The organism is Salipiger sp. D13 (assembly GCF_003703915.1).
Classification (GTDB): domain Bacteria; phylum Pseudomonadota; class Alphaproteobacteria; order Rhodobacterales; family Rhodobacteraceae; genus Salipiger; species Salipiger profundus.
The window spans coordinates 216,674-243,270 of record NZ_RAPJ01000008.1 but is presented as its reverse complement, the minus strand read 5'-3'; the positions used below and the strand labels follow the sequence as shown (position 1 = coordinate 243,270).

Genomic DNA, 26,597 nt, shown 5'->3' with positions numbered 1-26,597 from the left:
GCCGCGCGTTGGCATACCGGCACCATATAGGCAGGACAAGGCTTGAACCAAGGGGGCCTGATGATCGCTCGTTACGGAGAACCGCCCGAGGCCGGGCGTCGCTACACGCAGCGCACCGGGGCCTACGCCGTGCTTCCGCGCGACGGCGCGCTGCTCGTCACCCACCAGGACGAGCCATGGCCCGAGTTCCAGCTTCCGGGCGGCGGCATCGATCCGGGAGAATCGCCGCTGGCGGCGCTGCACCGCGAGGTCTTCGAAGAGACCGGCTGGCGCATCGCGCGCCCAAGGCGGCTCGGGGCGTTCCGGCGCTTCACCTTCATGCCGGAATACGACCTCTGGGCCGAGAAGCTCTGCATCATCTACGTCGCGCATCCGGTCCGTCCGCTCGGCCCGCCGTCGGAGGACGGTCACAGCGCCCACTGGATGGCCCCCGATCTTGCGGCGGACCTGCTCGGCAACCCCGGCGACCGCGCCTTTGTCCGCGACCTGCTACGCTGAGCCCTCGGGGCCGGCGTATTCCACCAGCGCCGCCGACACGTCGTCGGCCAGCCGTGTGCCCCGGCGGGTGACCTGGCTCAGTCGCCAGTAGAGATCGTCGAGAAACTCGGTCCCCTCGGACCCGCGACATTGCGCGACCAGCGACGCAAGCCCCGACTGATCGAGAAGGCCGCCGGTGGTCAGCTCGGCCTCGGTCAGGCCGTCGGAATAGAGCAGGATCCGGTCGCCCGGCTTCAGGCTAAGGCCGATCCTGTCATAGCGCGCGCCGCCGATCAGGCCGATGGGCAGCCCCCCGGTTCCCACGAAGGACAGCCCGCCATCGGCCCGGATGAGCAACGGTGGCGGATGCCCTGCCTGAACCAGACCGATCCGCCCCGAGGCCAGCTCGAGCGTCAGATAGGCCATGGTCAGGTATTCGAGCACGCCCGGATCGGCGGCGAGCCGGTCGTTGAGCTGCCTCGCCACGTCCTCCGGCGGGCGCAGAGCGGTGCCCCCGGGGGTCAGCGCGATGTTGAGCGCCGGGAAATCGTTGCCGAGATGCCCCGCCACCCGCGCCGTCATCAGGGCCGAGGTGATGCCATGGCCCGAGACGTCGAAACCGTAGACCCCGACGCTGCCCCCGTTCGGGCCGAACATACCGACGAGATCGCCACCCACGTGGCCGCAGGGCTTGAGTAGCAGGCTCACCCGCGCCGCGCCGAAATCGCGGCTGCGCACGGGCACGAGCGCCTGCTGGATGTGCCGCGCCTGCCGCAAGTCGCGGTCGATCGCGTCGTAGGCCGACTGCAGCCGACCAAGCGTGTCGCCCAGCTGCCGCTCCATCGTGAGGATGCGGGCGCCGGCGTTGATGCGGGCGCGCAGTTCGTCGGCGTGGACCGGTTTTGTAAGAAAGTCGTCGGCCCCGGCGTCGAGCCCGCGCGCGATGGCGCCTTTCTCGTTCTTCGATGTCAGAAGGATGAAATAGCCATAGTTGTCACGGTCGAGCGCGCGGAACCTGCGACAGAATTCAAGCCCGTCCATGCCGGGCATCATCCAGTCGGACAGCACGGCGTCGGGGGCAATCCGGTGGCAGAGTTCCAGGGCGTCGGAGGCATTGTCTGCCTGCCAGACCTCGAACCCCCAGTGCCGCATCATCGCCACGAGGATCTTGAGCTGCGCGGGGCTGTCATCGACCACCAGAACGCGGCGAAGCACATCTGCCGAGGGGGCGGCAGCGCGAATATCCAATGGGTCCGGGTGCAAGCGCGCTCCTGATCGACAGCCTGTTCCGGGGCAGGTCTAGCGCGCGCAGGTTAACGCGGGCTTTCGCCGCGCAAACCGGATCTCGTCGGGAGAAAAGACTTTCTTCATCTTTCCCGCCTACCCCTGACGATCAGGAGGTGCGCCATGATCGACTGGACCCGGATCGCGGAACTGCGGGATGAAATCGGCGCAGAGAATTTTCACGAAGTGGTCGATCTCTTCCTGAAAGAGGTCGAAACCACACTCGCCGATCTGCCCGGCGCCATGGCTCAGCCCGCCGAGATGGAAGAGAAGCTGCACTTCCTGAAGGGCAGCGCGCTCAACCTCGGCTTCTCGGCGCTCGCCGACTGCTGCCAGTCGGGCGAGATTGCCGCCCGAAGCGGCTCCACCGCCCCGATCGACGTCGATGCCATCCTGTCACTCTACGCCCGCTCGCGCGGCACGTTCCTGAGCGAACAGCCCGAAAGGCTCGCCGCCTGACCAGCGCTCAGATCAGGAACTGGGCGAGGATCTCGTCGTCGGTGATGTCGCGGTAGGTGTAGCCCCTCTCGTCGAGCTTGCCGAAGAACACATCGAAATTCGCATGGTCCGACGTCTCGATACCGATCAGGACCGACCCGAAGTTGCGCGCGGATTTCTTCAGATATTCGAACCGCGCGATATCGTCCTCGGGGCCCAGAAGGTCGAGGAAATCCTTCAACGCACCCGGCCGCTGCGGCAGGCGCAGGATGAAGTATTTCTTCACGCCCGAGTAGCGTTGCGCGCGCTCCTTGACCTCGGGCAGCCGCTCGAAATCGAAGTTCCCGCCCGAGGTGACGCAGACCACGGTCCGGCCGCGAATGGCCTGCCCCATGTCGCGCAGCGCGTCCACCGACAGGGCACCGGCGGGCTCGAGCACGATGCCCTCGACGTTCAGCATCTCGAGCATCGTCGTGCAGACCCGGTCCTCGTCCACGGTCAGCGTGTTCGCGAGCCCCACGCCCTTGAGGCACTCGAAGGTCTGCGCCCCGATCCGCGCCACCGCCGCGCCGTCGGCGAAGGTGTTCACGCTGGGCAGCGTCACCGGCTTGCCGGCCTGAAGCGCCGCGCGCAGGCAGGCGCCGCCCGTGGGCTCGACAAAGGTATACTGCGTATCGTTCCCGAAGTAGCTGAGCATCCCCGAGCCCAGCCCGCCGCCGCCGACCGGGATCACCACCTGGTCGGGCAGCCGCCCGAGCTGGGTCTCGATCTCGACCGCGACGCTGGCCTGCCCCTCGATCACGTCCGGGTCGTCGAAGGGCGACAGGAAATGCCCGCCCTTCTCGGCGCAGAACGCCTGCGCCGCCGCCAGCGTGTCGTCGAAGTAGTCGCCGGTCATAACGACCTCGACCGCGTCACCGCCGAACATCCTGGTCTTCTGGATCTTCTGGTCCGGCGTCGTCACCGGCATGAAGATCACGCCCTTCTTGCCGAACTGGCGGCACATGAAGGCCACGCCCTGCGCATGGTTGCCGGCACTCGCCGCCACGAAGAGATCCGCGTCGGGCCGCTTGCGCATGGCGTTGAACGCGCCGCGCAGCTTGTAGCTGCGGACCGGGCTCAGATCCTCGCGCTTCAGCCAGATATCCGCGCCGAAGCGCTCGCTCAGATGAGCGTTGCGCAAAAGCGGTGTCTCGGGGAAAACATCGCGCATCGCCACCGCCGCGGCGCGAGCCCTGTCGTGAAAGCTGTCCATGTCGGAGAGTTGGGCCATCGCGCCGCGCTTGGCAAGCCTAGTCGATCCGGCGCCCCTCGACGAAATACCCGTAAAGGGTGGTCAGCAGCGACACGCCGATCATCGTGACGAACCAGTTCAGCACCACGTTGTAGACCAGGCTGACCACGCCGCCGGTGGTGCCGTCGATCATGCCCGGGATCTCGATCAGCAGACGCCCGCCCATGACGATGACCGCCAGCTGCACCAGCGCGGTGGTGTCGCGCTTGGTCGCGTCCCAGCTCTCGCGCAGCTTCAACGACTGGCCGAGCGCCGCCGCCGGCAGCACCAGCCCGAGCCGGAAGAAGACGTAGCTGCACAGGCCGACAAGCCCGAAGACGACCATGCCCGTCAGCGCCGGCACCTGTGCCGCGAGCCCCAGCGCCAGCCCGCCGATGACCGAGGCGATGGCGATCAGCAGCAGCCCGATCAGCAGGGACCGTCCGAAATAGGACAGCATCTCGCTGCCGTGCCAGCGCGGCACGAAGCCCGGGGGCGTCTCACCGGTCAGCACGAACCGATGCCAGCCGACCGCGATCCACAGGCTCGAAACCACGGCGAAAAGCGACAGCAGGAACATCTCGCCCGCGCCGGCCGGGGTCTGCTGCATCGGATCGCCGCCGCCGGGCGAGGTGAAGAGGAAGACCGTGAAGACCACCTGGACGAGGTAGAGCAGCAGCGACAGCCGCAGCGCGACACCCAGATTGTCCAGCACCATCCGCACCGAGTGCAGAAACATCTTCCAGCCCATCGACCTGCCCGCCCTTGATCAATTTTGCATCCTCGCGCGAAGGGCTAGCACAGCGCGCCCGGCGGTCAACGCCCGATCCTTGCCCCTGACGGCAAAACGCTATAACTCGCCTGCCAGATTTCACGGAAGGAAACCCCTCATGTCGGCGCCCAAGAAAGTAGTCCTGGCCTATTCCGGTGGCCTCGATACCTCCATCATCCTGAAATGGCTGCAAACCGAATACGGTTGCGAGGTGGTGACCTTCACCGCCGACCTCGGCCAGGGCGAAGAGCTCGAGCCTGCCCGCAGCAAGGCCGAGATGATGGGGGCCAAGGAGGTCTACATCGAGGACCTGCGCGAGGAATTCGTGCGCGACTTCGTCTTCCCGATGTTCCGCGCCAACGCGGTCTACGAGGGGCTCTACCTGCTGGGCACCTCGATCGCGCGGCCGCTGATCTCGAAGCGGCTGGTCGAGATCGCCGAGGAAACCGGCGCCGACGCCATCGCCCACGGTGCCACCGGCAAGGGCAACGACCAAGTGCGCTTCGAGCTCGCCGCCTACGCCCTCAATCCCGACATCAAGGTCATCGCGCCGTGGCGGCTCTGGGACCTGACCTCGCGCACGAAGCTCATCGACTTCGCCGAGAAGAACCAGATCCCGATCGCCAAGGACAAGCGCGGCGAAGCGCCCTTCTCGGTCGACGCGAACCTGCTGCACACCTCCTCCGAGGGCAAGGTGCTGGAAGATCCGGCCGAGCAGGCCCCCGATTACGTGCTGCAGCGCACCGTTCCGGTCGAGGAGGCCCCGAACGAAGCCGAGTATATCGAGATCTCCTTCGAGAAGGGTGACGCCGTGGCCATCGACGGCGAGGCGATGTCGCCCGCCACGATCCTGACGAAGCTCAACGAGCTGGGCGGCAAGCACGGCATCGGCGTGCTCGACCTCGTCGAGAATCGCTTCGTCGGCATGAAGTCCCGCGGCATCTACGAGACCCCGGGCGGCGCCGTCCTGCTGGAAGCGCACCGCGGCATCGAGCAGATCACGCTCGACAGCGGCGCCGGCCACCTCAAGGACTCGATCATGCCGCGCTACGCCGAGCTGATCTACAACGGCTTCTGGTTCTCGCCCGAGCGAGAGATGCTGCAGGCGCTGATCGACAAGAGCCAGGAGCATGTCACCGGAACCGTCCGCCTCAAGCTCTACAAGGGCTCGGCCCGCACGGTCGCCCGCTGGTCCGAGCATTCGCTCTACTCCGAGGCGCATGTGACCTTCGAGGACGACGCCGGCGCCTACAACCAGGAAGACGCCAAGGGCTTCATCCAGCTCAACGCGCTGCGCCTCAAGCTTCTCGCCGCACGGGCCCGCCGCCTGAAAGGCTGAGCCCGGCCCCGCACCGAAGCGACATCGTCCCCGTCGGAGCAGCCTCCGGCGGGGATATTTTTGGCCAGAAGAAATCCCGGGAGCTGAATTGCACCCCGGTTTCTTCTGGCTGAAAATATCCCGGGGAGTCCGCGCGCCGCGCGGACGGGGCAGCGCCCCGAACCATCCGGAGGCAGACATGGCAGAACTGCAAGAATTCGTTGAGGCGCAGGACAGCCACTGGCCGCAGATCTTCGCCGAGCTGCGCGACGGCCGGAAGGTGACGCACTGGATCTGGTACGTCTTTCCACAGCTCGAGACGCTGGGCCGCTCGGGCATGGCGCGCCATTTCGGCTTGTCGGGACTGGACGAGGCGGCATCCTATCTTGCGCACCCCGTGCTGGGTCCGCGACTGATCGAGGTCTCCGAGATCCTGCTGACCCATGACGGCAAGACACCGGAGGCTATTCTCGGCCATGTCGATGCGCTCAAGGTGCGGTCCTGCATGACGCTCTTCGAGTCCGTGTCGGGGGCGCCGCCCGTGTTCGGGCGGGTGCTTGACCATCTTTATGAAAGTGAGCGGTGCCCGGTCACCCGGGACACCCTCGCCTGAAACCGCCCCTGCCCGGCGGCCGGGGCGGCGGGAAATCTCGATATTACTCGGCGGTGATGACCGTCATCACGAGGTCACCCTCGGGCTTGATCGGCCCGTCCTCGGAAGCCCCGAGGGTGTATTCGAAAATTCCGGTCTCGGAACCCCCGGCTTCGCTGTGGACCATGAGCATCAGCATGTCGCCCGAGGCGACATCTTCGGTCAGGATCGCGGCCACGTCGCTCGTCTCGCCGGCGCGCAGGGGCGCATGGCCCACGACCGGGCCCGGGGCCATGTCGGAATCGGTCCGATGCACGACAAGCCAGCCGTTCTCGGGCGCGCTGACCATGTCGGCACTGACCACGCCATTGGCGACGCTCTGGTCGGACGCCTCGACCATCGGTGTCATGCTGTCGGATGCGGCGTAGGCACCGGTTGCGGCGCAGAGTGCGGCGGCGGCAATCATGTATTTCATCGTGTCGCTCCTATCTGTTGCAGGTGCGGGCAGCGACATGCCGCCCAACCTGAACGAAGCCACGCAAGTCGTGGGACAGGAGTTTCACGCGCTGCGATCTCAATGTCCGATGAGCGAACCTGAGCGCAGTTTTTCATAGTGCGGCATGGCCTCTTCCGCGAGCCGCGCGGCCGCTCCGGACAGCTCCGGCAGCGGTCCCTCGGCACTGGCGAAGCCGGTGGATCGGTGAACGGAAGCGTACCAATGCGACGCCCAGACACCGTCCTGCGGGTGCCCGCCCGCCGGCCAGGCCAGCATGGCAGGGTCGAAGGGCAGCCCGATCGCGTCGCAGAGAGCACGGAGCATGCGCTCCGGAGCGCGGCGGATGTCCGCGCTTTCGATCACCAAGGGTGTCTGTCCCAGCGACAGAACGTGCTCGTAAAGCTCGGCCTGCGCCTCGAAGCCGATATCCGCGGCGGTGGGATTCTCGTAGCCCTTGGAGAAGCTCGCCACCACCCGCGCCGGGTGGCGCAGCAGGAAGACGTTCACGCAATCGGCCATGAAATCGCGCGGGATGCCGTCGATCATGTGCTGGCACATGTGCTTGTGGTAGGCGTGCGGCTTGCCGTCCGGGACCGGCCCCGACAGTGCCTCGGCCACCTGATCGGCGCTTTCCGGGCGGCTCTCCATGATCTCTTTTGCCATCGGGTGCGGCAGGCCGGTCAGGCGCAGGTAGGGGCCGTAGAAAGGCTCGTCGATCACGTGAAAATCGGAGCGGTTGCCGAAGGCATACATCATCGCCGTCGACAGGTTGCGCGGCCCGGACCACATGGCGATTTTCATGGCGTGCTCCTCATGCGGCGACGAGCTCCTTGTAGAGCGCGCGGATGCGCCTGGTGACAGGCCCCATCTCGCCGCTGCCGATCACCCGGCCGTCGATCTCGCCCACCGGGGTCTGCGCGCCGAAGGTTCCGGTGAGAAAGGCCTCGTCGGCGCCGTAGGTGTCGACCAGCGAATAGTTGCGCTCGTGCACGGGAATGTCGTTCGCGCGGCAGATGTCGATGACCTTCTGCCGGGTGATGCCGTTCATGCAGTAGTCGCCGGTGCTGGTCCAGACTTCGCCCTTGCGGACGATGAAGAAGTTGCAGGCGTTGGTGGTGTTCACGAAGCCATGCACGTCGAGCATCAGCGCCTCGTCCGCGCCAGCCTTCTCGGCGGCGATGCAGGCGAGGATGCAGTTCAGCTTGGAGTGCGAGTTGAGCTTCGGGTCCTGCGTCATCGGCAGGCCGCGCTGGTGCGGCACCGTGGCAAGCCGGATCGGTCGGGGGATCGACGGCGTGGAATGCTCCATCAGGATCACCACCGTCGGCCCCTGCCGCGACAGCGCCGGATGCTGGAAGGGCCGTGTCTTGATCCCGCGCGTCACCATAAGCCGGCAATGGGCGTCGGTGACCATGCCGTTGGCTTCCTGCGTCTCGGCGATCGCCGCCTTCAGCGCGGCCCGGTCCATGCCGATGTCGAGAGCGACCGCAAGCGCCGCCTCGAACAGCCGGTCGAGGTGCTCGTCGATGAAGGACCAGCGCCCGTCGTAGAGGCGCAGCCCCTCCCAGATGCCGTCGCCCAGCATGAAGCCCGAATCGTAGACCGAGACGAGCGCCTCGGCCTTGGGCTTGAGCGTTCCATTGACCCAGATGAGGATCTCTTCGTTGCGGGCGTCGTCCTGCGCCTGATGTGTCGTGACCTTGTCCATGCGCCTGACGCTAGGACCGTTTCACACAGGACGGAAGGGATAACGCACGCTCACCAAGCGGTGAAATGGCGTTGCAGCCAATTGATCGGGCAGCGGATCTCGCGCAGCCTTTCATCAAAGGGAGGAAAGACCATGTTCCGCAGCCTGTTGTTGACCGTCCTCATCGTTGCCGGCTTCGCCGCGCAGAGCCATCGCGCCAGTGCCGGAGAACGACGCCACATCGTCGTCGCCGGTGGCTGCTTCTGGTGTGTCGAAGCCGATTTCGAGAAGGTCGCCGGGGTCATCGAGGCGGTCTTGGGCTACACCGGCGGCAGTGTCGACAACCCGACCTACAAGCAGGTGAGCCGTGGCGGGACGGGCCACTACGAAGCGGTGAAGATCACCTACGACAGCGCCCGGGTGAACCGCGACCAGCTCTATTCCATGTTCTTCCGGTCGGTCGACCCGACCGACGCGGGCGGCCAGTTCTGCGACCGGGGCGAGAGCTACCGCACGGCGATTTTCGTCTCTGATCCTGCGGAAAAGGCCGCTGCAGAAAAGGCAAAGGCAAATGCGCAGGCGGCGCTCGGGCAAAGGATCGTGACCCCGATCCTGCAGGCCGGGCCATTCTGGAAGGCCGAGGACTATCATCAGGATTACTACAAGAGCTCGTCGCTTGTGCTGACCCGTTTCGGGCCGCTCAGCATGGCGAAGGCCTACAAGAGGTATCGCGATGCCTGCGGCCGGGACGAGCGGGTGCGCGCGCTCTGGGGCGGCGATGCGCCCTTCGCCGGCGGCTGAGGATCAGCCGAAGCGCGCGTCCTGCACGTCGCGCAGATCGGGGATGACATCGGCGGTGCCGTGACGGGTGACCATCAGCGCCGCCGCCTGGCTTGCAAGCGCGACCGCCTGGCGCAGCGGCATCCCGCGGTCGAGCCCGGCGACGAGGTAGCCGGTGAAGGTGTCCCCTGCCCCGGTCGTGTCCACCGCCTTGACCTCGGGCGAGGAAAAGCGCTCGGCCTCCCACCCGGTTTCGACCCGGTGCAGGCGTCCGCCCGCCGCACCTTCGGTCACGATCACCGTCGGCACGGCCATCTCGCGCAGGTCCTGACCGCTGGCTGACTTGAGCTGCTCCATCTCGATCTCGTTGAGCACGAGGAGGTCGGTCAGCGGCAGCAACGCCCGCGCGGCCTCGGCATCGAAGGGGGCCGCGGCGTAGGCGACCCGCATGCCCAGCTTGCGCGCCATGGCAGCCGCTTCGGGCTGCAGCAGGGTCTCGTTCTGGAACAGGAGCGTGTCGCCGGTCTCGGATTCGGACAGCGCCCGGCCCAACAGGTCCTCGGGGATGGCATGGTTGGCGCCGTGGTGAATGATGATCGTGTTCTCGCCCGCCTGGTCGACGAGGATGATGGCGTGGCCGGTGTCGGCCTCCACCTGCACGATGTGGCGGGTGTCGACGCCGTATTCGAGCAGGCGCTCGACCGCCCAGCCACCGTTGGCACCGACCGCCCCCATGTGCACGACCCGGGACGCCGCGCGGGCGGCGGCGACGGACATGTTGGCGCCCTTGCCGCCGAGACCACGCTCGAGCGAGGCCGCGGCGATGGTCTCGCCGGGGCTTGGCATGTGGGGCAGCGCGTAGAACAGGTCCGCGTTGATCGACCCGAGATTGAAGATCGTCATGCCGGTCCGTCCTTCCTGTTGCTACCGTGGCGCGCCCGTAGGGTGGGCAATATTGCCCACCCTACCCGACCTTGCAGGCCGCCAGAACCGCCATGTTGAGAATGTCGTTCGCGGTCATGTTGGTCGAGCAGATCTGGATCGACTTGTCGACGCCGGACAGGATCGGGCCGATCACCGTGGCACCGGCCATCTCCTGCATCAGCTTCACCGAAATCGACGCCGAGTGACGCGCCGGCACCACGAGGATGTTCGCGGGCCCGGTCAGGCGCTGGAACGGGTAAGCCTCCTGCGCCTTGGTGCTGAGCGCCACATCGACGGTCATCTCGCCCTCGTACTCGAAGTCCACGCCGCGCGCGTCGAGGATCTCGGGCGCCTTGTGCATCTTCTGTGCCCGCTCCGAGACCGGGTAGCCGAAGGTCGAGAACGACACGAAGGCCACGCGAGGTTCGAGCCCGAGATGCCGCGCCACGCCCGCCGACCGCTCGGCGATCGTGGCAAGGTCGTTCTCGTCGGGCCATTCGTGTACCAGCGTGTCGGCGATCAGCACGATCCGCCCGTTCAGGAGCAGCGCCGTGACACCCACCGCGCCGTGCTGCGCGTCGGCATCGAAGACCGTGTTGATCCGCTCCATCACATGCGCCGACTTGCGCGTGGCGCCGGTCACCAGGCCATCGGCATGCCCATGCTCCAGCATCAGCGAGGCAAAGACGTGCCGGTCGCGCGCGGCGAGCCGGTGGATGTCCTTCAGGTCGCGGCCCTTGCGTTGCAGGCGCTTGTAGAGAAAGTCCTTGTAGGTATCGAGATGACGCGTGTTCGCGGCGTTGATCACCTCGAGCTCGCGCACCGCATCCCCGAGACCCGTCGCCTCGAGCTTCTGGCGCACGTCGTCCTCGCGCCCGACGACCAGCGCCTTCCCGAGCCCGTTGCGCTGGTACATGACCGCTGCCCGCAGCACGCGCGGATCGTCGCCCTCGGCGAAGATCATCCGGGCCTGCGCCTGGCGCGCGCGGTTGTTGATCGACCGCAGCATCGGCGCGGTGGAATCCATCCGGCCCTTCAGCGCCTCCTCGTAGGCCTCCATGTCGATGATCGGCCGCCGGGCTGCACCGGTGTCCATTCCGGCCTTGGCCACGGCCGGCGGGATGCGATGGATGAGACGCGGATCGAAGGGCGTGGGAATGATGTAGTCGCGGCCGAAGCTGAGCTGCTTGCCGTAGGCGAGGCCGACCTCGTCGGGCACATCTTCCCGAGCGATGGCCGCGAGCGCCTCGGCACAGGCGATCTTCATCGCGTCGTTGATCGCCCGCGCGTTGATGTCGAGCGCCCCACGGAAGAGATAGGGAAAGCCCAGGACGTTGTTCACCTGGTTGGGATAGTCCGAGCGTCCGGTGGCGACGATGGCATCGGCGCGCACCTCGTGGGCCTCTTCCGGCGTGATCTCGGGATCGGGGTTCGCCATGGCGAAGATCACCGGGTTCTCGGCCATGCTCTCGACCATCGCCTGCGTCACCGCGCCCTTGGCCGACACGCCGAGGAACACGTCGGCCCCCTTCATCGCGTCCTCGAGCGTGCGCGCATCGGTCACCGCCGCATGCGCCGACTTCCACTGGTTCATGCCCTCGGTGCGGCCCTGGTAGATCACGCCCTTGGTGTCGCACATGATGCAGTTGTCGTGCGTCGCACCCATCGCCTTCACCAGCTCGAGACAGGCGATCCCCGCCGCGCCCGCGCCGTTGAGCACGATCTTCACGTCCTCGATCTTCTTGTCCGAGAGGTAGAGCGCGTTGATGAGCCCCGCCGCGCAGATCACCGCCGTGCCGTGCTGGTCGTCGTGGAAGACCGGGATGTCGCACAGCTCCTTGAGCTGCTGCTCGATGATGAAACACTCGGGCGCCTTGATGTCCTCGAGGTTGATGCCGCCAAAGGTCGGCGCCATCAGCTTCACCGCCTTGATGAACTCGTCCGGGTCCTCGGTGTCGAGCTCGATGTCGATCGAGTTCACGTCGGCGAAGCGCTTGAAGAGCACCGACTTGCCCTCCATCACCGGCTTCGAGCCGAGCGCCCCGAGGTTGCCGAGACCCAGCACCGCCGTGCCGTTCGAGATCACCGCCACGAGGTTGCCCTTGTTGGTGTAGTCGTAGGCCAGTTCGGGGTTCTCGGCGATATCCTCGCAGGGCACCGCGACACCCGGCGAATAGGCCAGCGACAGGTCGCGCTGCGTGGTCATCGGGACGGTGGCCTGCACCTCCCACTTGCCGGGGGTGGGTTCCAGGTGGAAGGCAAGCGCCTCTTCCCGGGTGAATTTGATCTTGGCCATGACGTCCTCTCCAGCGCTGCAGCGTCGTTGCTCTTAGCGCAGGGTCAACGACCACTCAACAGCGCGGTTTTCGCCTTTCGTCTCCGGCGCGGGCTTTGGTATGTCTCGCCGGAACGGGCAGACGGGGAAAGACATGACCGCAGTCACGCCGATGATGGCGCAATATCTGGAGATCAAGGCAGAGCATCCCGACGCGCTGCTCTTCTACCGGATGGGCGATTTCTACGAACTCTTCTTCGACGACGCGGTCGCCGCGGCCGAGGCGCTGGACATCGCGCTCACCAAGCGCGGCAAGCATGCCGGCGACGACATCCCGATGTGCGGTGTGCCGGTGCACGCCGCCGAGGGCTACCTGCTGACGCTCATCCGCAAGGGCTTTCGCGTGGCGGTCTGCGAGCAGATGGAAAGCCCCGCCGAGGCAAAGAAGCGCGGCTCGAAATCGGTGGTGAAGCGCGAGGTCGTGCGGCTCGTCACCCCCGGCACGCTGACCGAGGAGTCGCTGCTGGAAGCACGACGGCACAACTTCCTCGCGGCGCTGTCCCGGGTGCGCGACGACTGGGCGCTGTCCTGGAGCGACATCTCGACCGGCGCCTTCCACGTGATGCCGCTCGGCCGGTCGCGGATCGGCGCGGAACTGGCCCGGCTGGCGCCGTCGGAGCTGCTCGTCTCGGACTCGGTCGAAGAAGAGCTGCGCGCTGTTCTCTCTGATCTGGGAATTTTTCCCACGGTCTTGGGGCGTGCCTCCTTCGACTCCAGCGGTGCCGAGACCCGGCTCTGCAGTCTCTACGGCGTGCAGACGCTCGCCGGCTTCGGCACCTTCACCCGCCCCGAACTCGCGGCGATGGGGGCGGTCGTCGATTACCTCGAGATCACCCAGAAGGGGAAACTGCCGCTGCTGCGGGCGCCCCAGCGCGACGCCGTCTCGCGGCTTCTGCAGATCGACGCCGCGACCCGCCGCAACCTCGAGCTTACCCACTCGATGAACGGCGGCCGGCAGGGCTCCCTGCTGTCGGTGATCGACCGCACCGTCACCCCCGGCGGCGGGCGCCTGCTCGAACGCCGCGTCTCCTCGCCCTCGCGCGAGACCGAGGTGATCGCCCGCAGGCTCGACGCCATCGACTGGGCGATGGACTCCGCCTCGGTCGCGGCGCTGCGCGACATGCTGCGCAAGGTGCCCGACCTCGACCGCGCCCTGTCCCGGCTCGGCCTCGACCGGGGCGGCCCGCGCGATCTCGCCGCCGTCCGCAACGCCCTCGGCCAGGCCGAGGAACTGGCCGACACGCTCGAGGGTCTCTCGCTTCCGCCGCTGCTCTCCGAAGCCCGCGACACCCTGCGCGGCCACGACGAGCTGCTCGCCCTGCTCGACGCCGCGCTCGTCGCCGAACCGCCCCTGCTCGCCCGCGACGGCGGCTTCATCGCCCCCGGCTACGACGCCGGGCTCGACGAGGCCCGCAAGCTGCGCGACGAGGGGCGCGGCGTGATTGCCGCGATGCAGGCGCAATACGCCGAGAAGGCCGGCGTCACGTCTCTGAAGATCAAGCACAACAACGTGCTCGGCTACTTTGTCGAAACCACGGCCACCCACGCCGAAAAAATGATGTCGCCGCCGCTCAACGAGCTCTTCATCCACCGCCAGACCACCGCCAACCAGGTGCGCTTCACCACGGTCGAACTGACCGAACTGGAAACCCGTATCCTGAACGCCGGCAACGAGGCGCTGGAGATCGAGAAACGGCTCTATTCCAGCCTGAGGGACGCAATCCTCGCCGAGGCCCCGACGCTTTCCGAGACCGGGCTGGCACTGTCGGAATTCGACCTCGCGATCGGCCTCGCCGATCTCGCGCGGGCGCAGGACTGGTGCCGCCCGCAAGTCGACGAAAGCCGCGCCTTCGAGATCGACGGCGGTCGTCACCCGGTGGTCGAACGCGCGCTGCAGGCGCAGGGCGGCGGGCCCTTCATCGCCAACGACTGCGCGCTGACGGTGGCCGGCGACGGCGCGGCGGTGACGCTGCTCACCGGCCCGAACATGGCCGGCAAATCGACCTACCTGCGGCAGAACGCGCTGATCGCTCTGCTGGCGCAGATCGGCAGCTACGTTCCGGCCCGGCGCGCCCACCTCGGCCTCGTCAGCCAGATCTTCAGCCGTGTCGGCGCCTCCGACGACCTTGCCCGGGGGCGCTCGACCTTCATGGTCGAGATGGTCGAGACCGCCGCCATCCTCAACCAGGCCGACGACCGCGCGCTGGTGATCCTCGACGAGATCGGCCGCGGCACCGCCACCTACGACGGGCTGTCCATCGCCTGGGCCACGCTCGAACACCTGCACGGGGTCAATCGTGTGCGCGGCCTCTTCGCCACGCATTACCACGAACTCACCGTGCTGGCGGGCAAGCTCGACGGCGTGCGCAACGCGACCGTTGCGGTCAAGGAATGGGACGGCGAGGTCATCTTCCTGCACGAGGTGCGCGAAGGCGCCGCCGACCGCTCCTACGGCGTGCAGGTGGCGCAACTCGCGGGCCTGCCCGCGCCGGTCATCACGCGTGCCCGCACCGTGCTCGAGGCGCTGGAAAAGGGCGAGCGCGACCGCGCCGCGCCCAAGGCGCTCATCGACGACCTGCCGCTCTTCTCCGCCGCCGCCCAGCCGGCACCGCAACCCGCGGCGAAATCCGGCCCCTCCCCGGCCGAGGAACGGCTTGCCGCGCTCCAGCCCGACGACCTCTCGCCGCGCGAGGCACTGCAGGCGCTCTACGAGCTGAAGTCCCTGCTCGGCGAATAGAAAAAGGGCGGCGCCTCTCCACGAGTGCGCCGCCCCGGTCTTCTCCGGTTTGCAAATACCCTCGGGGGAGTCTGCCGCAGGCAGACGGGGGCAGAGCCCCCTCATCCCCGAAAGTCGACCGCGATCAGCTTGCCGGGGTCGAGCTCACGCCCACCTGCGCCGGACGCAGCAGCCGGTCGTAGAGCATGAAGCCCTCGGCCGAGACCTGGATGATCTCGCCGTGCTTCGTGCCGGGCACAGGCGCCTCGAACATCGCCTCGTGCTGCTGCGGATCGAACTTCTCACCGACTTGCGGCGAGATCGCCGTCATGCCGTGCTTGGTGAAGGTGTTGAGCAGCTCCCGCAGGGTCAGCTCGATACCCTCGATCAGCGCGTCGGCGCCGTTTTCCTCGCGCGCGACGGTGAGCGCGCGGTTCAGGTTGTCGTAGACGGGCAGAAGATCCCGCGCCAGCTTCGAGCCGCCGTACTGCTGCGCTTCGCGGCGGTCCTTGTCGGCACGCTTGCGGGCGTTCTCAGCATCCGCGAGCGCGCGCATGAAACGGTCCTTCAGCTCGTCGCGCTCAGCGCGGAGCGCGTCCAGTTCGACCTCGACGGGGTCCATGTCCTCGCTGTCGTCCGCATAGGCCTCGGCCTCGGCGGATTCGATGTCATCGAGAAACTCGTCGTCTTTCTGGTCTGCCATTCTTCACCTCTAGCTCCGCTCGGCAATCAGCTTGCCGACCAGCTGTGCCGTGTAATCCACGATCGGAACGATACGGCCATAGTTGAGACGGGTGGGTCCGATCACGCCCACCGCGCCGATGATCTTACGATCCGCGTTCATATAAGGAGAGACCACCAGAGAGGAACCCGAAAGTGAGAAAAGTTTGTTCTCCGAGCCGATAAAAATGCGCACGCCGTCGCCTGTCTCGGCCAGTTCGAGGAACTCGGCGATGTCCCGCTTGCGCTCGAGATCGTCGAACAGGCTCCGGACCCGGTCGAGCTCCTCGACCTCCGACTCCGCGCCCAGCAGATTCGCGCGTCCGCGCACGATCAGCCGGGCAGAGTTGTCGGCATCGGTCTCCCAGCTGGCGACACCGGCCTCGATCAGGTCGGCGGCCAGGCTGTCGATCTCGCGACGGCGGCGCTTGATCTCCTCGGCCATGACGAAGCGCAGCTCGCTCAGCGTGCGGCCCTCGATCAGCGCGTTGAGGAAGTTCGCCGCCTCGCGCATCGAGCTCGGCGTCTGACCGGGCGGCGGGCGGAACAGGCGGTTCTCGACATGACCGTCGGCGAACACCAGCACCACCAGCGCGCGGTCATGCCCGAGACTCACGAACTCGATATGCTTGATCGGCGCCTCGTGCTTCGGCGTCAGCACCAGAGAGGCGCCCTGCGTCACACCAGAAAGCGCCGCCCCCACGCGGTCGAGCACCCCGCCGACGTCGTCGCTGTCGGGCCCGAGTGTCGCGTCCAGCTTCTCGCGGTCGGACAGGTCGAGATCGCGCACCTCGAGAAGCCCGTCGACGAACATCCGCAGCCCCATCTGCGTCGGGATACGGCCGGCGCTGACGTGCGGACTGTCGAGCAGGCCGAGATACTCGAGATCCTGCATCACGTTGCGGATGGTCGCCGCCGACACCTTCTCGCTCAGCGAGCGGGTCAGCGTGCGCGAACCGACCGGCTCGCCGAATTCGAGGTAGCTCTCGACGACTTTCCGGAACACCTCGCGCGAGCGATCGTTCATTTCCTCGAGAACCTGTCTGCCTTCCTTCATTCCTGCATCTCCACGACCTCCGGTCATTAAAGGCGCCCGTCTCGTGCCGTCAATCGGGGTTGCGGGAATGGCGAGGCATCAGTATCCCGACCGCAAGCGAGAAAGGGGCGCCGATGAGACCGTCAGGACGAGATTTAAGCGAAATGCGCAGCGTTTCAATCGAAACGGGCGTGACCAAGCACGCGGAAGGCTCCTGCCTGATCAAGGTCGGTGACACCCACGTGATCTGCACCGCCTCGCTCGAGCCGCGCGTGCCGCCCTTCATCAAGGGCTCGGGGCTGGGCTGGGTGACGGCGGAATACGGCATGCTGCCGCGCTCCACCGGCTCGCGCATGCGGCGCGAGGCCACCTCGGGCAAGCAGGGCGGCCGCACGGTCGAGATCCAGCGCCTGATCGGCCGCAGCCTGCGTGCCGGTGTCGACCGCGTCGCGCTCGGCGAACGCCAGATCACCGTCGACTGCGACGTGCTTCAGGCCGACGGCGGCACCCGCTGCGCCGCGATCACCGGTGGCTGGGTCGCGCTGCGGCTTGCCGTGAACAAGCTGATGAAGGCCGGCGACGTGGTGAGCGATCCGCTCGTCTCGCCCGTGGCCGCGGTGTCCTGCGGGATCTACGCCGGGCAGCCGGTGCTCGACCTCGACTATGCCGAGGACAGCGAAGCCGGTGTCGATGGCAACTTCATCCTGCGCGGCGACGGTCAGCTCATCGAGGTGCAGATGTCCGCCGAGGGCGCGACCTTCTCGCGCGATCAGATGACAAACCTGATGGACCTTGCCGAGGCCGGCACCGCCGAGCTGGTCGCAGCGCAGAAGGCAGCCGTGGCATGACCCGCAAGTTCGAAGGCGACACGCTGCTTGTCGCGACCCACAACAAGGGCAAGCTCGAAGAGATCACCGATCTTCTCAAGCCCTACGGCATCACCGTCATCGGTGCCGCCGAAAAGGGCCTGCCCGAGCCCGAAGAGACCGGCACCACCTTCGTCGAGAACGCCCGGATCAAGGCCCATGCCGCCGCAAAGGCTACCGGCCTCCCTGCCCTTTCCGACGACAGCGGCATCGCCATCGACGCGCTGGACGGTGCGCCGGGTGTCTATACCGCGGACTGGGCCGAAACCGGCTCGGGTCGCGATTTCGTCATGGCGATGGAAAAGGCCCACAAGGCGCTGGTCGACAGCGGCAAGCCCGAGCCTTGGACTGCGCGCTTCTGCTGCACGCTGGTGCTGGCCTATCCCGACGGCAGCGATGACGTCTTCCCCGGCGAGATGCCCGGCCGCGTGGTCTGGCCCATGCGGGGCGACCAGGGCCACGGTTACGACCCGATCTTCCAGCCCGACGGCTACGACATCACCTTCGGCGAGATGGATCGCTGGGAAAAGAACCGCATCAGCCACCGCGCCGATGCGTTCAAGAAGTTCGTGACGGGCTGCTTTGGCTGAGGAATGGCGCCACGGTGGCTTCGGCCTCTACGTGCATTGGCCTTTCTGCGAGGCCAAGTGCCCCTATTGCGACTTCAACAGCCATGTCGTGAGCCATGTCGACCAGGATCGCTGGGCCAGGGCGATGGTCTCCGAGTTGCGGCGCTATGCCCAAGGAACCGAGGGCCGCGTGCTTGGCTCGATCTACTTCGGTGGCGGCACGCCCTCGCTCATGGCGCCCTCCACGGTCGACGCGATCCTGCGTGCCTCCCGCGAGCAGTGGGCCTGGGCCAATGACATCGAGATCACGCTCGAGGCGAACCCCCGCTCGGTCGAGGCGGAGAAGTTCGAAGGTTTCGCCAGGGCCGGCGTGAACCGGGTGTCGCTCGGGGTGCAGGCGCTGCGGCCCGACGATCTGCGCAAGCTCGGTCGCCTGCACGGTGTCGACGAGGCGCTGAAAGCGCTCGAGATCGCGCGAGCGACCTTTGACCGGGTCAGCTTCGACCTGATCTACGGGCGGCAGGGTCAGACCCTTCAGGACTGGGAAAGCGAGCTTCGCGAGGCTCTGGACCTCGCCGGCGACCACCTGTCGCTCTACCAGCTCACCATCGAGGAAGGCACCGCCTTCTGGGACCGTGCGCAGGCCGGCGGCCTCAAGGGACTGCCAGACGAGGATCTCGGCGCGGACCTCTACCTTGCCACGCGCGACATCTGCGGCGCGGCCGGCTTCGAGGCCTACGAAGTCTCGAACTACGCGCGCCCTGACGCCATGTCGCGGCACAATCTCGTCTACTGGCGCGGGGGCGACTACGTCGGTATCGGCCCCGGCGCCCACGGCAGGATCACGCTCGACGGTCAGCGATACGCCACCGTGGCAAAGCGTTTGCCGGGCGCGTGGATCGCGGATGCAGAGGGTAGCAGCGGCGAAGAGAGCCGAGATATTCTAACCCCACAAGATATTTGGGGCGAATACCTCATGATGGGGCTACGGCTATCGGAGGGCCTAGATATCGACCGAACCCGCCGTATCGGAGGCGCGTGGTCCGATGCCATGCCGCTTTCGGATTTCGAGGACCTTGGCCTCATCTGGCGCACGGAGGACCGTTTCGGTGCGACACTGCGCGGGAGACTGGTTCTCAACGCACTCGTGACAGAGCTTCTCGCGGACTGAAAAAGCGGGGCCGATACGCTCGGCCCCGCTTTCAGGTCTTGTTTCGATGTCAGGTGACGCTCAGCGCGCGGCGCTCAGGACGCTGCACAGGGAATCCAGCTCGTCAAAGCTCTCGTAGGCAATCGTCAGCTTTCCCGACTCGCCGCCCGGCTTGTGCGTTACAGTCACCTTCATACCAAGCGCGGCAGACAGGTCGCCCTCGAGCGCCCGCGTGTCCGCATCCTTTTCCGCAGTCGCTGCGGATGCCGCCGCCGGGCGCATCTTGGGCTTCGACGCGTCTCCCTCGGAGCGCAGAAGCGCTTCTGCCTGGCGCACGGAAAGCTTCTTGGTGATGATCTGCTGCGCCATCGCTTCGGGGTCTTGAGCGGTCACAAGAGTTCTCGCGTGCCCCGCACTCAGCGCCCCGTTTCGAACATGCTCTTGCACGCTCTCCGGAAGGTTGAGAAGCCGAAGAAGGTTTGCGATGTGGCTGCGGCTCTTGCCGAGCGCTTCCGCGATCTTTTCCTGCGTGTGGCCGAACTTGAACATCAGCTGCTTGTAGCCGGCCGCCTCTTCGATCGAGTTCAGATCGGCGCGCTGGATGTTCTCGATGATCGCGACCTCGAGCATCTCCTGATCGTCAAGATCGCGGACGAGGACGGGAACCTCATGCTGCTTCGCCAGCTGCGCCGCGCGCCAGCGGCGTTCGCCGGCGACGATCTCGAACATGCCCGGATCGCCCGGCGACGGACGCACGATGATCGGCTGCAGGATCCCCTTGGTGCGGATCGAATCCGACAGCTCCTTGAGCTGCTCGTCCGTGAACGTACGACGCGGCTGGTCCTTGTTCGGGACGATCTTCTCGATGGGAATCATTCTGTCGGGGCTCTTGGCGGTCTCGGTTTCAGCGTCTTGTGCGGGTGCGATGTCGACGTCCGACATCAGCGCCGACAAGCCGCGGCCGAGTCCCCGGCGAGGTTCCTTTTTCTCTGCCATTTCTGCTCTTTCTTTTCTGTCTTTCAGGCGGCGATCTTGGCGTTCTTCTGCAGCAACTCGTCCGCCAGCGCCCGGTACGCAAGCGCACCCTTGGACTGCGCGTCATAGCTCAGCACGGGCATCGCGAAGGACGGCGCCTCACTCACCCTCACGTTGCGCGGGATCACCGTCGAAAACACAAGGTCTCCAAGGTTTTCGCGGGCGTCGTCCTCGACCTGACGCGACAGGTTGTTCCGCGCATCATACATCGTCAGAACGACCCCCTCGATCCGCAGGTCCGGGTTCGCGCTCTGGCGGACTTCCCGAACCGTCAGCATGAGCTGCGACAAACCCTCGAGCGCGAAGAACTCGCTCTGAAGCGGCACCAGAATCGAGTGCGCGGCAACCATCGCGTTCACCGTCAGGAGGTTCAGAGAAGGGGGGCAATCGATCAGGACGTAATCGTAATTCAGAGCGTTCATCGCAGCCTGACGCAACGCCTCGCGCAGAAGGAAGCTCCGCTTTTCATTCGCCACAAGCTCGATATCCGCCGAGCTTAGATCGACGGTCGCCGGGATCAGGTCGAGGTTCGGCTGCTCTGTCCTGAGGATCACATCCTCCATCGGAACATCATCGAGCAGAAGCTCATACGCCGTGTATTGGCGATCTGTCGGCTCGATCCCAAGACCCGTAGACGAGTTGCCCTGCGGGTCCAGATCGACCACCAGGACATTCAGGTTCTTCTCGGCCAGAGCGGCCCCGAGGTTGATGGTGGTCGTGGTCTTTCCCACGCCGCCCTTCTGGTTTGCGATTGCAATAATCTTCGGGCCGCCGGGGCGCGACGAGTCAGACATGAGTGAGAGCTCCGATAGACAGAACGACTGCGTTGGGGTCTGTAATGCTTCTACGCTTAGTGAAGCTGAAGTTCCACGATTCCTGCGCCTCTGCGACCTCTTTTTCCCAGTTGGCTCCCTTGAGAAACACAGCCTCACCACTCGGGGCCAGATGACGATCCGCGAATGACAGAAGCGTCGAAAGATCGGCCAACGCACGCGCACTAAGAATATCCGCATTCAACGGGTCAATGCGTTCGATCCTGTCCGCAATGACATCAGCCTTCACACCGGTTTCCCGAAGCGCGGTCCGCAAAAACACAGATTTCCGACGGTCACTTTCGACCAGCGTAACGCGAAGGTTTGGCGCCAGTTCGGTCGCAAGAATTGCCACCACGAGACCGGGAAAGCCGCCCCCTGCCCCGAGGTCCACCCAGTGCCCCTCGCGTTGTTTGGGAATATCGAAGACCTGAGCTGAATCCAGGACATGCCTGTCCCAACTTGCCTCAAGCGTTCCCTTTGCGACAAGGTTGATCTTCGGAGACCATTTATTCAGGAGGTCCGAAAGTTTCCGAAGGCGCGCCAGTGTTTCACGTGAAACATCAAGCGTCGGTAGCCGATCATCCAGAACGCTCATGCAGTCTTTGCCTGCCCATGGCGACGCAACCTAAGCAGGACGAGCGACAGCGCTGCAGGCGTCATCCCATCAACCTTGCCGGCCTGCGCCATGTTGTCCGGGCGCGCCAACATAAGCTTATGCTTGAGCTCGTTGGACAGGCCTTCGATAAGGCTAAAATCAAAGTCCCGCGGAATTGTCATAGCTTCGTCCCGGCGCAGTGCCTCGACATCGCGATGCTGACGCGCGATGTAATTCGCATACAGCGCATCTCGCTCCAGCTGTCGAGCAATCTCAGGCTTGATATCGTCGAACGCCTCGGTCCCTTTTTGAAGCGTTTTCATGTCCACGTCCGGGAACGCAAGTAGCTGGAAGCCATTCCGCTTCTGACCATCGGCCGAGACCTGGATACCCATGCCGATCAGATCCCGCGGCGCAAATTGCGTTGCCTCCAAAGTTGCGCGCCCGCTCTCGAGCTTCTCGCTCTTCTCAAGGAACGCGTCGCGCCGTTGGTCGGAAAGACAACCAAGTTCAATCGCCTTCGGGGTCAGTCGTTGATCGGCGTTGTCAGCACGTAAGGACAGCCGGAATTCGGCACGGGAGGTGAACATCCTATAGGGCTCGGAAACCCCCCGCGATGTCAGGTCGTCAATCATGACGCCGATATAGGATTCTGCGCGTGTAAAGTGGACGGGATCTTCTCCAGACGCCTCACGCGCGGCGTTAAGCCCCGCAACCATGCCCTGAGCGGCGGCCTCTTCGTATCCGGTCGTCCCGTTGATCTGCCCGGCGAGATAAAGCCCCTCGACAGATCGAACGGCCAAGCGCAGGTCAAGAGACCGCGGATCGACAAAGTCATACTCGATGGCGTATCCCGGCTGCAGGATTTCCGCTTTCTCAAGCCCTGCAATCGAGCGGACGTAATCGAGCTGGACGTCTTCCGGAAGCGATGTCGAAATGCCGTTCGGGTAGATGGTGTGATCGTCCAGGCCCTCGGGCTCGAGAAAGATCTGGTGTGACGTCTTCTCAGCGAAGCGAACCACCTTGTCCTCGATGGACGGGCAGTACCTCGGCCCAATTCCCTCGATATGTCCGCCATACATCGCCGACCGATCCAGGTTCTCGCGAATGATCTCGTGCGTTCGTTCGTTGGTGTGGGTGATACCGCAGCTGACCTGCCGAGCCGCAGGCGCCTTTGAAAGGAAAGAGAACAGGACCGGATCTTCATCACCGGGCTGCTCCTCAAGTTGGGTCCAGTCGATGGTTCTTCCATCAAGCCGCGGTGGAGTTCCAGTTTTCAGACGACCGAGTTCCAGGCCGAGCGCGTCAATCCGCTCCGCCAGTCGCACCGAGGGCTTGTCGCCCATGCGGCCTCCAGGTCGCGACTTGTCTCCGATATGGATGACTCCACGAAGAAATGTACCGGTGGTCAGAACGACGGCTCCGGCAACAAGTCTCGTGTCATCAGCCAAGACAACGCCTTCGACGCATTGATCGTTCATGATGAGGTCTGTGACCTCGCCCGCGACGATCGTCAGATTCGGCGTCGCTTTCATCTCGCTCAGCATGGCATTGCGATAAAGCTTACGATCGGCTTGGGCGCGGGGCCCTTGCACAGCAGGCCCCTTTCGACGGTTGAGAAGCCGATATTGAATACTCGCCTGGTCGGCGACACGCCCCATGACACCATCCATGGCGTCGATTTCACGAACGAGATGGCCCTTGCCGAGCCCCCCAATCGCCGGGTTGCAGGACATGACGCCGATCCCGGCTTCCGTCAGGGTAACGAGTGCGGTGCGGGCGCCCATCCGCGCCGAAGCGGCAGCAGCCTCGGTCCCGGCGTGGCCGCCACCAACGACGATGACATCGAAGTCGCGTTGTTTCACGTGAAACACTCCTTACTTTCCGAGGCAGAAATTCGAGAAAATCTCGTCTAGAAGATTTTCTACATCCACCCGCCCAATCAGAAGCTCAAGGCTGCGAATCGCAACCCGCAACTCCTCTGCGGCCAAATCATAGCAATCCTGACCATGCAGGAGCAGACCTTCAGCGCGCGAAATCGCCGACGCACCCTCGAGAAAGGCGACACGATGCCGTTCCCGTGTCGCAAGCCCAGCTGACTGAACCCGCTCCGACAGCTTGTCCCCAATCGACGCGATGAGCCGGTCGATCCCCTGCCCTGTCTTCGCAGACAATCCATCCGGATCTCCGGCGATATCGGCCTTCGATCTCAGAACGATATCATCCTGTCCAATCACGATATCGGGCGTGCCCCGCTCGTCGGTCAGGACGACCCGCAAGTCCGAGGCAGATGCGCGATCACGCGCGCGCTCGATCCCGATTTTCTCGACGGGGTCCTGGGTCTCGCGCAGGCCGGCCGTATCGAGCAAGGTGACGGGCAGACCGGCGATCTCCATCCGAACTTCGATCACGTCGCGGGTCGTCCCCGCGATTTCCGATGTGATGGCCGCATCCCGCCCGGCGAGCGCGTTGAGCAAGCTCGACTTGCCGACGTTCGGCGCACCGACGATGGCAACTTCGAAACCGGTGCGGATACGTTCGGCGGCATCGAGGCCGGCCAACTCTTGTTGGAGCGCAGAGGACACCTTTCGTAGCAACTCCGAGACCGGATCTGCGACATCGACCGGAACCTCTTCATCGGCGAAGTCGATAGTCACCTCGAGCAGAGAGGCCGCCTGGATCAGGTCACTTCGCCAATCGTCGACCTTCTCGGCCAAAGCACCCGAAAACACCTTCAATGCCTGAAGACGCTGGCTCTCGGTCTCGGACTCGATGAGATCGGACAGCGCTTCGACCTGTGTCAGATCGAGACGGTCATTCTCGAGCGCTCGTCGTGTGAACTCCCCCGGGTCGGCAAGACGCAAACCGTCCATTTCCCCGAGCACACGCAGAACGGCGCGTTGGATCGCAAGGCTGCCGTGGAGATGAAACTCTGCCACGGCTTCGCCCGTAAAGCTTGCACCCTCCGCGAAAAGCAGAAGCAGTGCTTCGTCCAACACCTGCCCGGTCTCGTCTCGAAGTTTCCGCACTACGGCTTGCCGGGCTCCCGGAAGACGACCGCCCAGCCGTTCAGCCGCGCTCCAGGCCTCGGGCCCGGAAACACGAATGACGGCGACGCCGGCTTTACCCGGCGCGCTCGCAAGGGCGAAGATGGTGTCCAAACCTGCCTCCTGGCCGGCTCTAGCTGTTCATCGAGTCGAAGAATTCCGAGTTGGTCTTGGTCTGCTTCAGCTTCGACAGCAGGAATTCGACCGCGTCGGTTGTGCCCATCGGGTTGAGAATACGCCGCAGGACAAAGGTCTTCTGCAGGTCGCTCTTGTCGATGAGCAGGTCCTCTTTCCGGGTGCCCGACTTGAGAATGTCGATGGCCGGGAACACGCGCTTGTCCGCGATCTTCCGGTCGAGGACGATCTCGGAGTTGCCGGTGCCCTTGAACTCCTCGAAGATCACCTCGTCCATCCGCGAGCCAGTGTCGATCAGCGCGGTCGCGATGATGGTCAGAGACCCGCCCTCTTCAATGTTCCGTGCGGCACCGAAGAAACGCTTCGGCCGCTGAAGGGCGTTCGCGTCGACACCACCGGTCAGAACCTTGCCCGACGACGGCACCACGGTGTTGAAGGCACGACCAAGTCTAGTGATCGAATCGAGAAGGATAACAACATCTCGTTTATGTTCGACCAGGCGCTTGGCCTTTTCGATGACCATCTCGGACACGGCAACGTGCCGTGTGGCGGGTTCGTCGAAGGTCGAGGAGATCACCTCGCCCTTCACCGACCGCTGCATGTCGGTCACCTCTTCCGGGCGCTCGTCGATCAGCAGGACGATCAGGTAGCACTCGGGGTGGTTCTTCTCGATCGAGCTGGCGATGTTCTGCAGCAGGACGGTCTTACCCGTCCGCGGCGGCGCCACGATGAGCGAGCGCTGCCCCTTCCCGATCGGTGCGACGAGGTCGATGATCCGGGCGGACTTGTCCTTGATCGTCGGGTCTTCGATTTCCATCTTGAGCCGCTCGTCGGGATAGAGCGGCGTGAGGTTGTCGAAGGCGATCTTGTGACGCGCTCGGTCGGGGTCCTCGAAGTTGATCTTCGCGACGTCGACGAGCGCGAAGTAGCGCTCTTCGCCATCAGGTGCGCGGATTTCCCCTTCGACGGAGTCGCCAGTGCGCAGCGAGTACTTCCGGATCATGTCCGGCGATACGTAGATGTCGTCCGGGCCCGGCAGATAGTTCGCCTCGGGCGAGCGCAGGAAGCCGAAGCCGTCCTGAAGCACCTCGAGCACCCCGTCGCCGGAGACCTCCCAGCCTTCGTCCGCGCGCTCGCGGAGAATTTGGAACATCATCTCCCCTTTGCGCATGGTCGAAGCGTTCTCGATCTCGAGCTCTTCGGCCATCGCGAGCAGATCTTTCGGGCTCTTCGCCTTCAGATCGGAGAGGTTGAGCGTCTCGTTGCTCATAATGGATCCTTCCGGGCCGAGCTGGCGGCCCCGTACTGGCTGTCTCTGGGAAATACACACACCCGGACGGGCGTTGGAGAAGGGAATTAGTCATCCGGGAAGCTTGAGTCAATCTTGCCGGTGATTTTCCCGAGATGAGCGGGCGGAGCCACTCTCAAGTTTAAAGATAGAAAGGATGATGAAGAGTTTGTGCGCCGATTTTCGGTGGATTATCGGTCTGTCCCCGAAGTTGTCCCATCCTGATCATCTTGTGGATAACTTTGTAGA

25 protein-coding genes are annotated in these 26,597 nt (G+C 65.0%); 9 read left to right on the top strand and 16 right to left on the bottom strand.

Going from position 1 to position 26,597, the window contains the following annotated elements:
* Positions 1-60: 60 nt before the first annotated feature.
* Complete coding sequence (locus D6860_RS19020) at positions 61-498, top strand: NUDIX hydrolase (RefSeq protein ID WP_076622970.1); 438 nt, start codon at positions 61-63, stop codon at positions 496-498.
* On the opposite strand, the gene D6860_RS19015 is transcribed toward D6860_RS19020, so the two are convergent.
* Complete coding sequence (locus D6860_RS19015; RefSeq protein ID WP_076622969.1) at positions 490-1,740, bottom strand: PP2C family protein-serine/threonine phosphatase; 1,251 nt, start codon at positions 1,738-1,740, stop codon at positions 490-492. The two genes, D6860_RS19020 and D6860_RS19015, sit on opposite strands and share 9 nt — an antisense overlap.
* Before the next feature lie 144 nt (positions 1,741-1,884).
* On the opposite strand from D6860_RS19015, the gene D6860_RS19010 reads away from it, so the two are divergent.
* Complete coding sequence (locus D6860_RS19010) at positions 1,885-2,220, top strand: Hpt domain-containing protein (protein ID WP_076622968.1); 336 nt, start codon at positions 1,885-1,887, stop codon at positions 2,218-2,220.
* A 7-nt stretch (positions 2,221-2,227) separates the two neighbouring features.
* Here D6860_RS19010 and ilvA read toward each other — a convergent pair whose 3' ends face one another.
* Positions 2,228-3,454, bottom strand: a complete 1,227-nt coding sequence (gene ilvA, locus D6860_RS19005; protein WP_076625307.1) for a threonine ammonia-lyase IlvA — start codon at positions 3,452-3,454, stop codon at positions 2,228-2,230.
* Between the two features lie 37 nt (positions 3,455-3,491).
* Positions 3,492-4,223, bottom strand: coding sequence for a hypothetical protein (locus D6860_RS19000; protein ID WP_076622967.1), 732 nt, complete (start codon positions 4,221-4,223; stop codon positions 3,492-3,494).
* Between the two features lie 139 nt (positions 4,224-4,362).
* Between D6860_RS19000 and D6860_RS18995 the strand changes: the two genes are divergently transcribed.
* Positions 4,363-5,583: an argininosuccinate synthase gene (locus tag D6860_RS18995; protein WP_076622966.1), complete on the top strand. Its 1,221-nt coding sequence runs from the start codon at positions 4,363-4,365 to the stop codon at positions 5,581-5,583.
* Between the two features lie 178 nt (positions 5,584-5,761).
* On the top strand, positions 5,762-6,175 hold the full coding sequence (locus D6860_RS18990; protein WP_017468473.1) for a DUF1810 domain-containing protein: 414 nt from the start codon (positions 5,762-5,764) through the stop codon (positions 6,173-6,175).
* A 43-nt stretch (positions 6,176-6,218) separates the two neighbouring features.
* Here the strand turns inward: D6860_RS18990 and D6860_RS18985 are convergent, their stop codons facing one another.
* From D6860_RS18985 to D6860_RS18975, 3 genes are all read right to left on the bottom strand, one after another.
* On the bottom strand, positions 6,219-6,629 hold the full coding sequence (locus tag D6860_RS18985; RefSeq protein ID WP_017468472.1) for a DUF7282 domain-containing protein: 411 nt from the start codon (positions 6,627-6,629) through the stop codon (positions 6,219-6,221).
* Positions 6,630-6,728: 99 nt separating this feature from the next.
* On the bottom strand, positions 6,729-7,451 hold the full coding sequence (locus D6860_RS18980; RefSeq protein WP_076622965.1) for a sulfotransferase-like domain-containing protein: 723 nt from the start codon (positions 7,449-7,451) through the stop codon (positions 6,729-6,731).
* Positions 7,452-7,461: 10 nt separating this feature from the next.
* Positions 7,462-8,358 carry a D-amino acid aminotransferase gene (locus tag D6860_RS18975; RefSeq protein WP_076622964.1) on the bottom strand — a complete coding sequence of 299 codons (897 nt, stop codon included), beginning with the start codon at positions 8,356-8,358 and terminating at the stop codon, positions 7,462-7,464.
* A 132-nt stretch (positions 8,359-8,490) separates the two neighbouring features.
* On the opposite strand from D6860_RS18975, the gene msrA reads away from it, so the two are divergent.
* A complete protein-coding gene (gene msrA / locus D6860_RS18970) occupies positions 8,491-9,138 on the top strand; it encodes a peptide-methionine (S)-S-oxide reductase MsrA (RefSeq protein ID WP_017470005.1) in 648 nt (215 codons plus the stop codon).
* Positions 9,139-9,141: 3 nt separating this feature from the next.
* On the opposite strand, the gene D6860_RS18965 is transcribed toward msrA, so the two are convergent.
* Together D6860_RS18965 and D6860_RS18960 are read right to left on the bottom strand one after the other, a co-directional pair.
* Positions 9,142-10,020, bottom strand: coding sequence for a PfkB family carbohydrate kinase (locus D6860_RS18965; RefSeq protein ID WP_076622963.1), 879 nt, complete (start codon positions 10,018-10,020; stop codon positions 9,142-9,144).
* Positions 10,021-10,081: 61 nt separating this feature from the next.
* Positions 10,082-12,337, bottom strand: coding sequence for an NADP-dependent malic enzyme (locus D6860_RS18960; RefSeq protein WP_076622962.1), 2,256 nt, complete (start codon positions 12,335-12,337; stop codon positions 10,082-10,084).
* Between the two features lie 133 nt (positions 12,338-12,470).
* On the opposite strand from D6860_RS18960, the gene mutS reads away from it, so the two are divergent.
* Positions 12,471-15,113 (top strand): DNA mismatch repair protein MutS, encoded by a 2,643-nt coding sequence (mutS, locus tag D6860_RS18955; RefSeq protein ID WP_076622961.1) that lies wholly within the window; start codon positions 12,471-12,473, stop codon positions 15,111-15,113.
* Positions 15,114-15,237: 124 nt separating this feature from the next.
* Here mutS and D6860_RS18950 read toward each other — a convergent pair whose 3' ends face one another.
* Positions 15,238-15,795, bottom strand: coding sequence for a nucleotide exchange factor GrpE (locus tag D6860_RS18950; protein ID WP_017467955.1), 558 nt, complete (start codon positions 15,793-15,795; stop codon positions 15,238-15,240).
* 9 nt (positions 15,796-15,804) lie between these two features.
* Positions 15,805-16,869 carry a heat-inducible transcriptional repressor HrcA gene (gene hrcA, locus D6860_RS18945; RefSeq protein ID WP_076622960.1) on the bottom strand — a complete coding sequence of 355 codons (1,065 nt, stop codon included), beginning with the start codon at positions 16,867-16,869 and terminating at the stop codon, positions 15,805-15,807.
* A 113-nt stretch (positions 16,870-16,982) separates the two neighbouring features.
* Here hrcA and rph point away from each other — a divergent pair, with 113 nt between their 5' ends.
* Genes rph through hemW form a run of 3 tightly spaced genes read left to right on the top strand, consistent with a single transcriptional unit; the run spans position 16,983 to position 19,454 of the window.
* Positions 16,983-17,696 (top strand): ribonuclease PH, encoded by a 714-nt coding sequence (rph, locus tag D6860_RS18940; protein ID WP_076622959.1) that lies wholly within the window; start codon positions 16,983-16,985, stop codon positions 17,694-17,696.
* On the top strand, positions 17,693-18,304 hold the full coding sequence (gene rdgB, locus D6860_RS18935) for an RdgB/HAM1 family non-canonical purine NTP pyrophosphatase (protein WP_017467990.1): 612 nt from the start codon (positions 17,693-17,695) through the stop codon (positions 18,302-18,304). The genes rph and rdgB overlap by 4 nt, the downstream gene beginning before the upstream one ends.
* Entirely contained in the window at positions 18,297-19,454 is a 1,158-nt protein-coding gene (gene hemW, locus D6860_RS18930) for a radical SAM family heme chaperone HemW (RefSeq protein WP_076622958.1), read from the top strand. The genes rdgB and hemW overlap by 8 nt, the downstream gene beginning before the upstream one ends.
* Positions 19,455-19,514: 60 nt before the next feature.
* Here hemW and D6860_RS18925 read toward each other — a convergent pair whose 3' ends face one another.
* From D6860_RS18925 to rho, 6 genes are read right to left on the bottom strand one after another with little or no spacing between them, the layout of a single operon-like run.
* The gene (locus D6860_RS18925; RefSeq protein ID WP_017466872.1) at positions 19,515-20,429 is read right to left on the bottom strand and encodes a ParB/RepB/Spo0J family partition protein; all 915 of its coding nucleotides are present in this window, start codon (positions 20,427-20,429) and stop codon (positions 19,515-19,517) included.
* Positions 20,430-20,452: 23 nt separating this feature from the next.
* Positions 20,453-21,262 (bottom strand): ParA family protein, encoded by an 810-nt coding sequence (locus D6860_RS18920; protein ID WP_076622957.1) that lies wholly within the window; start codon positions 21,260-21,262, stop codon positions 20,453-20,455.
* A complete protein-coding gene (gene rsmG, locus D6860_RS18915) occupies positions 21,255-21,878 on the bottom strand; it encodes a 16S rRNA (guanine(527)-N(7))-methyltransferase RsmG (RefSeq protein WP_017466870.1) in 624 nt (207 codons plus the stop codon). Before rsmG ends, D6860_RS18920 begins: the two co-directional genes overlap by 8 nt.
* Positions 21,875-23,743 (bottom strand): tRNA uridine-5-carboxymethylaminomethyl(34) synthesis enzyme MnmG, encoded by a 1,869-nt coding sequence (gene mnmG / locus D6860_RS18910; protein ID WP_017466869.1) that lies wholly within the window; start codon positions 23,741-23,743, stop codon positions 21,875-21,877. The genes rsmG and mnmG overlap by 4 nt, the downstream gene beginning before the upstream one ends.
* A gap of 12 nt (positions 23,744-23,755) precedes the next feature.
* A complete protein-coding gene (gene mnmE, locus D6860_RS18905) occupies positions 23,756-25,039 on the bottom strand; it encodes a tRNA uridine-5-carboxymethylaminomethyl(34) synthesis GTPase MnmE (RefSeq protein WP_017466868.1) in 1,284 nt (427 codons plus the stop codon).
* A gap of 19 nt (positions 25,040-25,058) precedes the next feature.
* Positions 25,059-26,330 (bottom strand): transcription termination factor Rho, encoded by a 1,272-nt coding sequence (rho, locus tag D6860_RS18900; RefSeq protein WP_076622956.1) that lies wholly within the window; start codon positions 26,328-26,330, stop codon positions 25,059-25,061.
* Between the last annotated feature and the right edge of the window lie 267 nt (positions 26,331-26,597).

What these genes read in the sequence shown, in the direction of transcription:
- D6860_RS19020 (WP_076622970.1), top strand. Translation starts at nt 61, where the DNA reads ATGATCGCTCGTTACGGAGAACCGCCCGAGGCCGGGCGTCGCTACACG.
- D6860_RS19010 (WP_076622968.1), top strand. Translation starts at nt 1,885, where the DNA reads ATGATCGACTGGACCCGGATCGCGGAACTGCGGGATGAAATCGGCGCA.
- ilvA (WP_076625307.1), bottom strand. Translation starts at nt 3,454, where the DNA reads ATGGACAGCTTTCACGACAGGGCTCGCGCCGCGGCGGTGGCGATGCGC.
- D6860_RS19000 (WP_076622967.1), bottom strand. Translation starts at nt 4,223, where the DNA reads ATGGGCTGGAAGATGTTTCTGCACTCGGTGCGGATGGTGCTGGACAAT.
- D6860_RS18995 (WP_076622966.1), top strand. Translation starts at nt 4,363, where the DNA reads ATGTCGGCGCCCAAGAAAGTAGTCCTGGCCTATTCCGGTGGCCTCGAT.
- D6860_RS18990 (WP_017468473.1), top strand. Translation starts at nt 5,762, where the DNA reads ATGGCAGAACTGCAAGAATTCGTTGAGGCGCAGGACAGCCACTGGCCG.
- D6860_RS18985 (WP_017468472.1), bottom strand. Translation starts at nt 6,629, where the DNA reads ATGAAATACATGATTGCCGCCGCCGCACTCTGCGCCGCAACCGGTGCC.
- D6860_RS18980 (WP_076622965.1), bottom strand. Translation starts at nt 7,451, where the DNA reads ATGAAAATCGCCATGTGGTCCGGGCCGCGCAACCTGTCGACGGCGATG.
- D6860_RS18975 (WP_076622964.1), bottom strand. Translation starts at nt 8,358, where the DNA reads ATGGACAAGGTCACGACACATCAGGCGCAGGACGACGCCCGCAACGAA.
- msrA (WP_017470005.1), top strand. Translation starts at nt 8,491, where the DNA reads ATGTTCCGCAGCCTGTTGTTGACCGTCCTCATCGTTGCCGGCTTCGCC.
- D6860_RS18965 (WP_076622963.1), bottom strand. Translation starts at nt 10,020, where the DNA reads ATGACGATCTTCAATCTCGGGTCGATCAACGCGGACCTGTTCTACGCG.
- D6860_RS18960 (WP_076622962.1), bottom strand. Translation starts at nt 12,337, where the DNA reads ATGGCCAAGATCAAATTCACCCGGGAAGAGGCGCTTGCCTTCCACCTG.
- mutS (WP_076622961.1), top strand. Translation starts at nt 12,471, where the DNA reads ATGACCGCAGTCACGCCGATGATGGCGCAATATCTGGAGATCAAGGCA.
- D6860_RS18950 (WP_017467955.1), bottom strand. Translation starts at nt 15,795, where the DNA reads ATGGCAGACCAGAAAGACGACGAGTTTCTCGATGACATCGAATCCGCC.
- hrcA (WP_076622960.1), bottom strand. Translation starts at nt 16,869, where the DNA reads ATGAAGGAAGGCAGACAGGTTCTCGAGGAAATGAACGATCGCTCGCGC.
- rph (WP_076622959.1), top strand. Translation starts at nt 16,983, where the DNA reads ATGAGACCGTCAGGACGAGATTTAAGCGAAATGCGCAGCGTTTCAATC.
- rdgB (WP_017467990.1), top strand. Translation starts at nt 17,693, where the DNA reads ATGACCCGCAAGTTCGAAGGCGACACGCTGCTTGTCGCGACCCACAAC.
- D6860_RS18925 (WP_017466872.1), bottom strand. Translation starts at nt 20,429, where the DNA reads ATGGCAGAGAAAAAGGAACCTCGCCGGGGACTCGGCCGCGGCTTGTCG.
- D6860_RS18920 (WP_076622957.1), bottom strand. Translation starts at nt 21,262, where the DNA reads ATGTCTGACTCGTCGCGCCCCGGCGGCCCGAAGATTATTGCAATCGCA.
- rsmG (WP_017466870.1), bottom strand. Translation starts at nt 21,878, where the DNA reads ATGAGCGTTCTGGATGATCGGCTACCGACGCTTGATGTTTCACGTGAA.
- rho (WP_076622956.1), bottom strand. Translation starts at nt 26,330, where the DNA reads ATGAGCAACGAGACGCTCAACCTCTCCGATCTGAAGGCGAAGAGCCCG.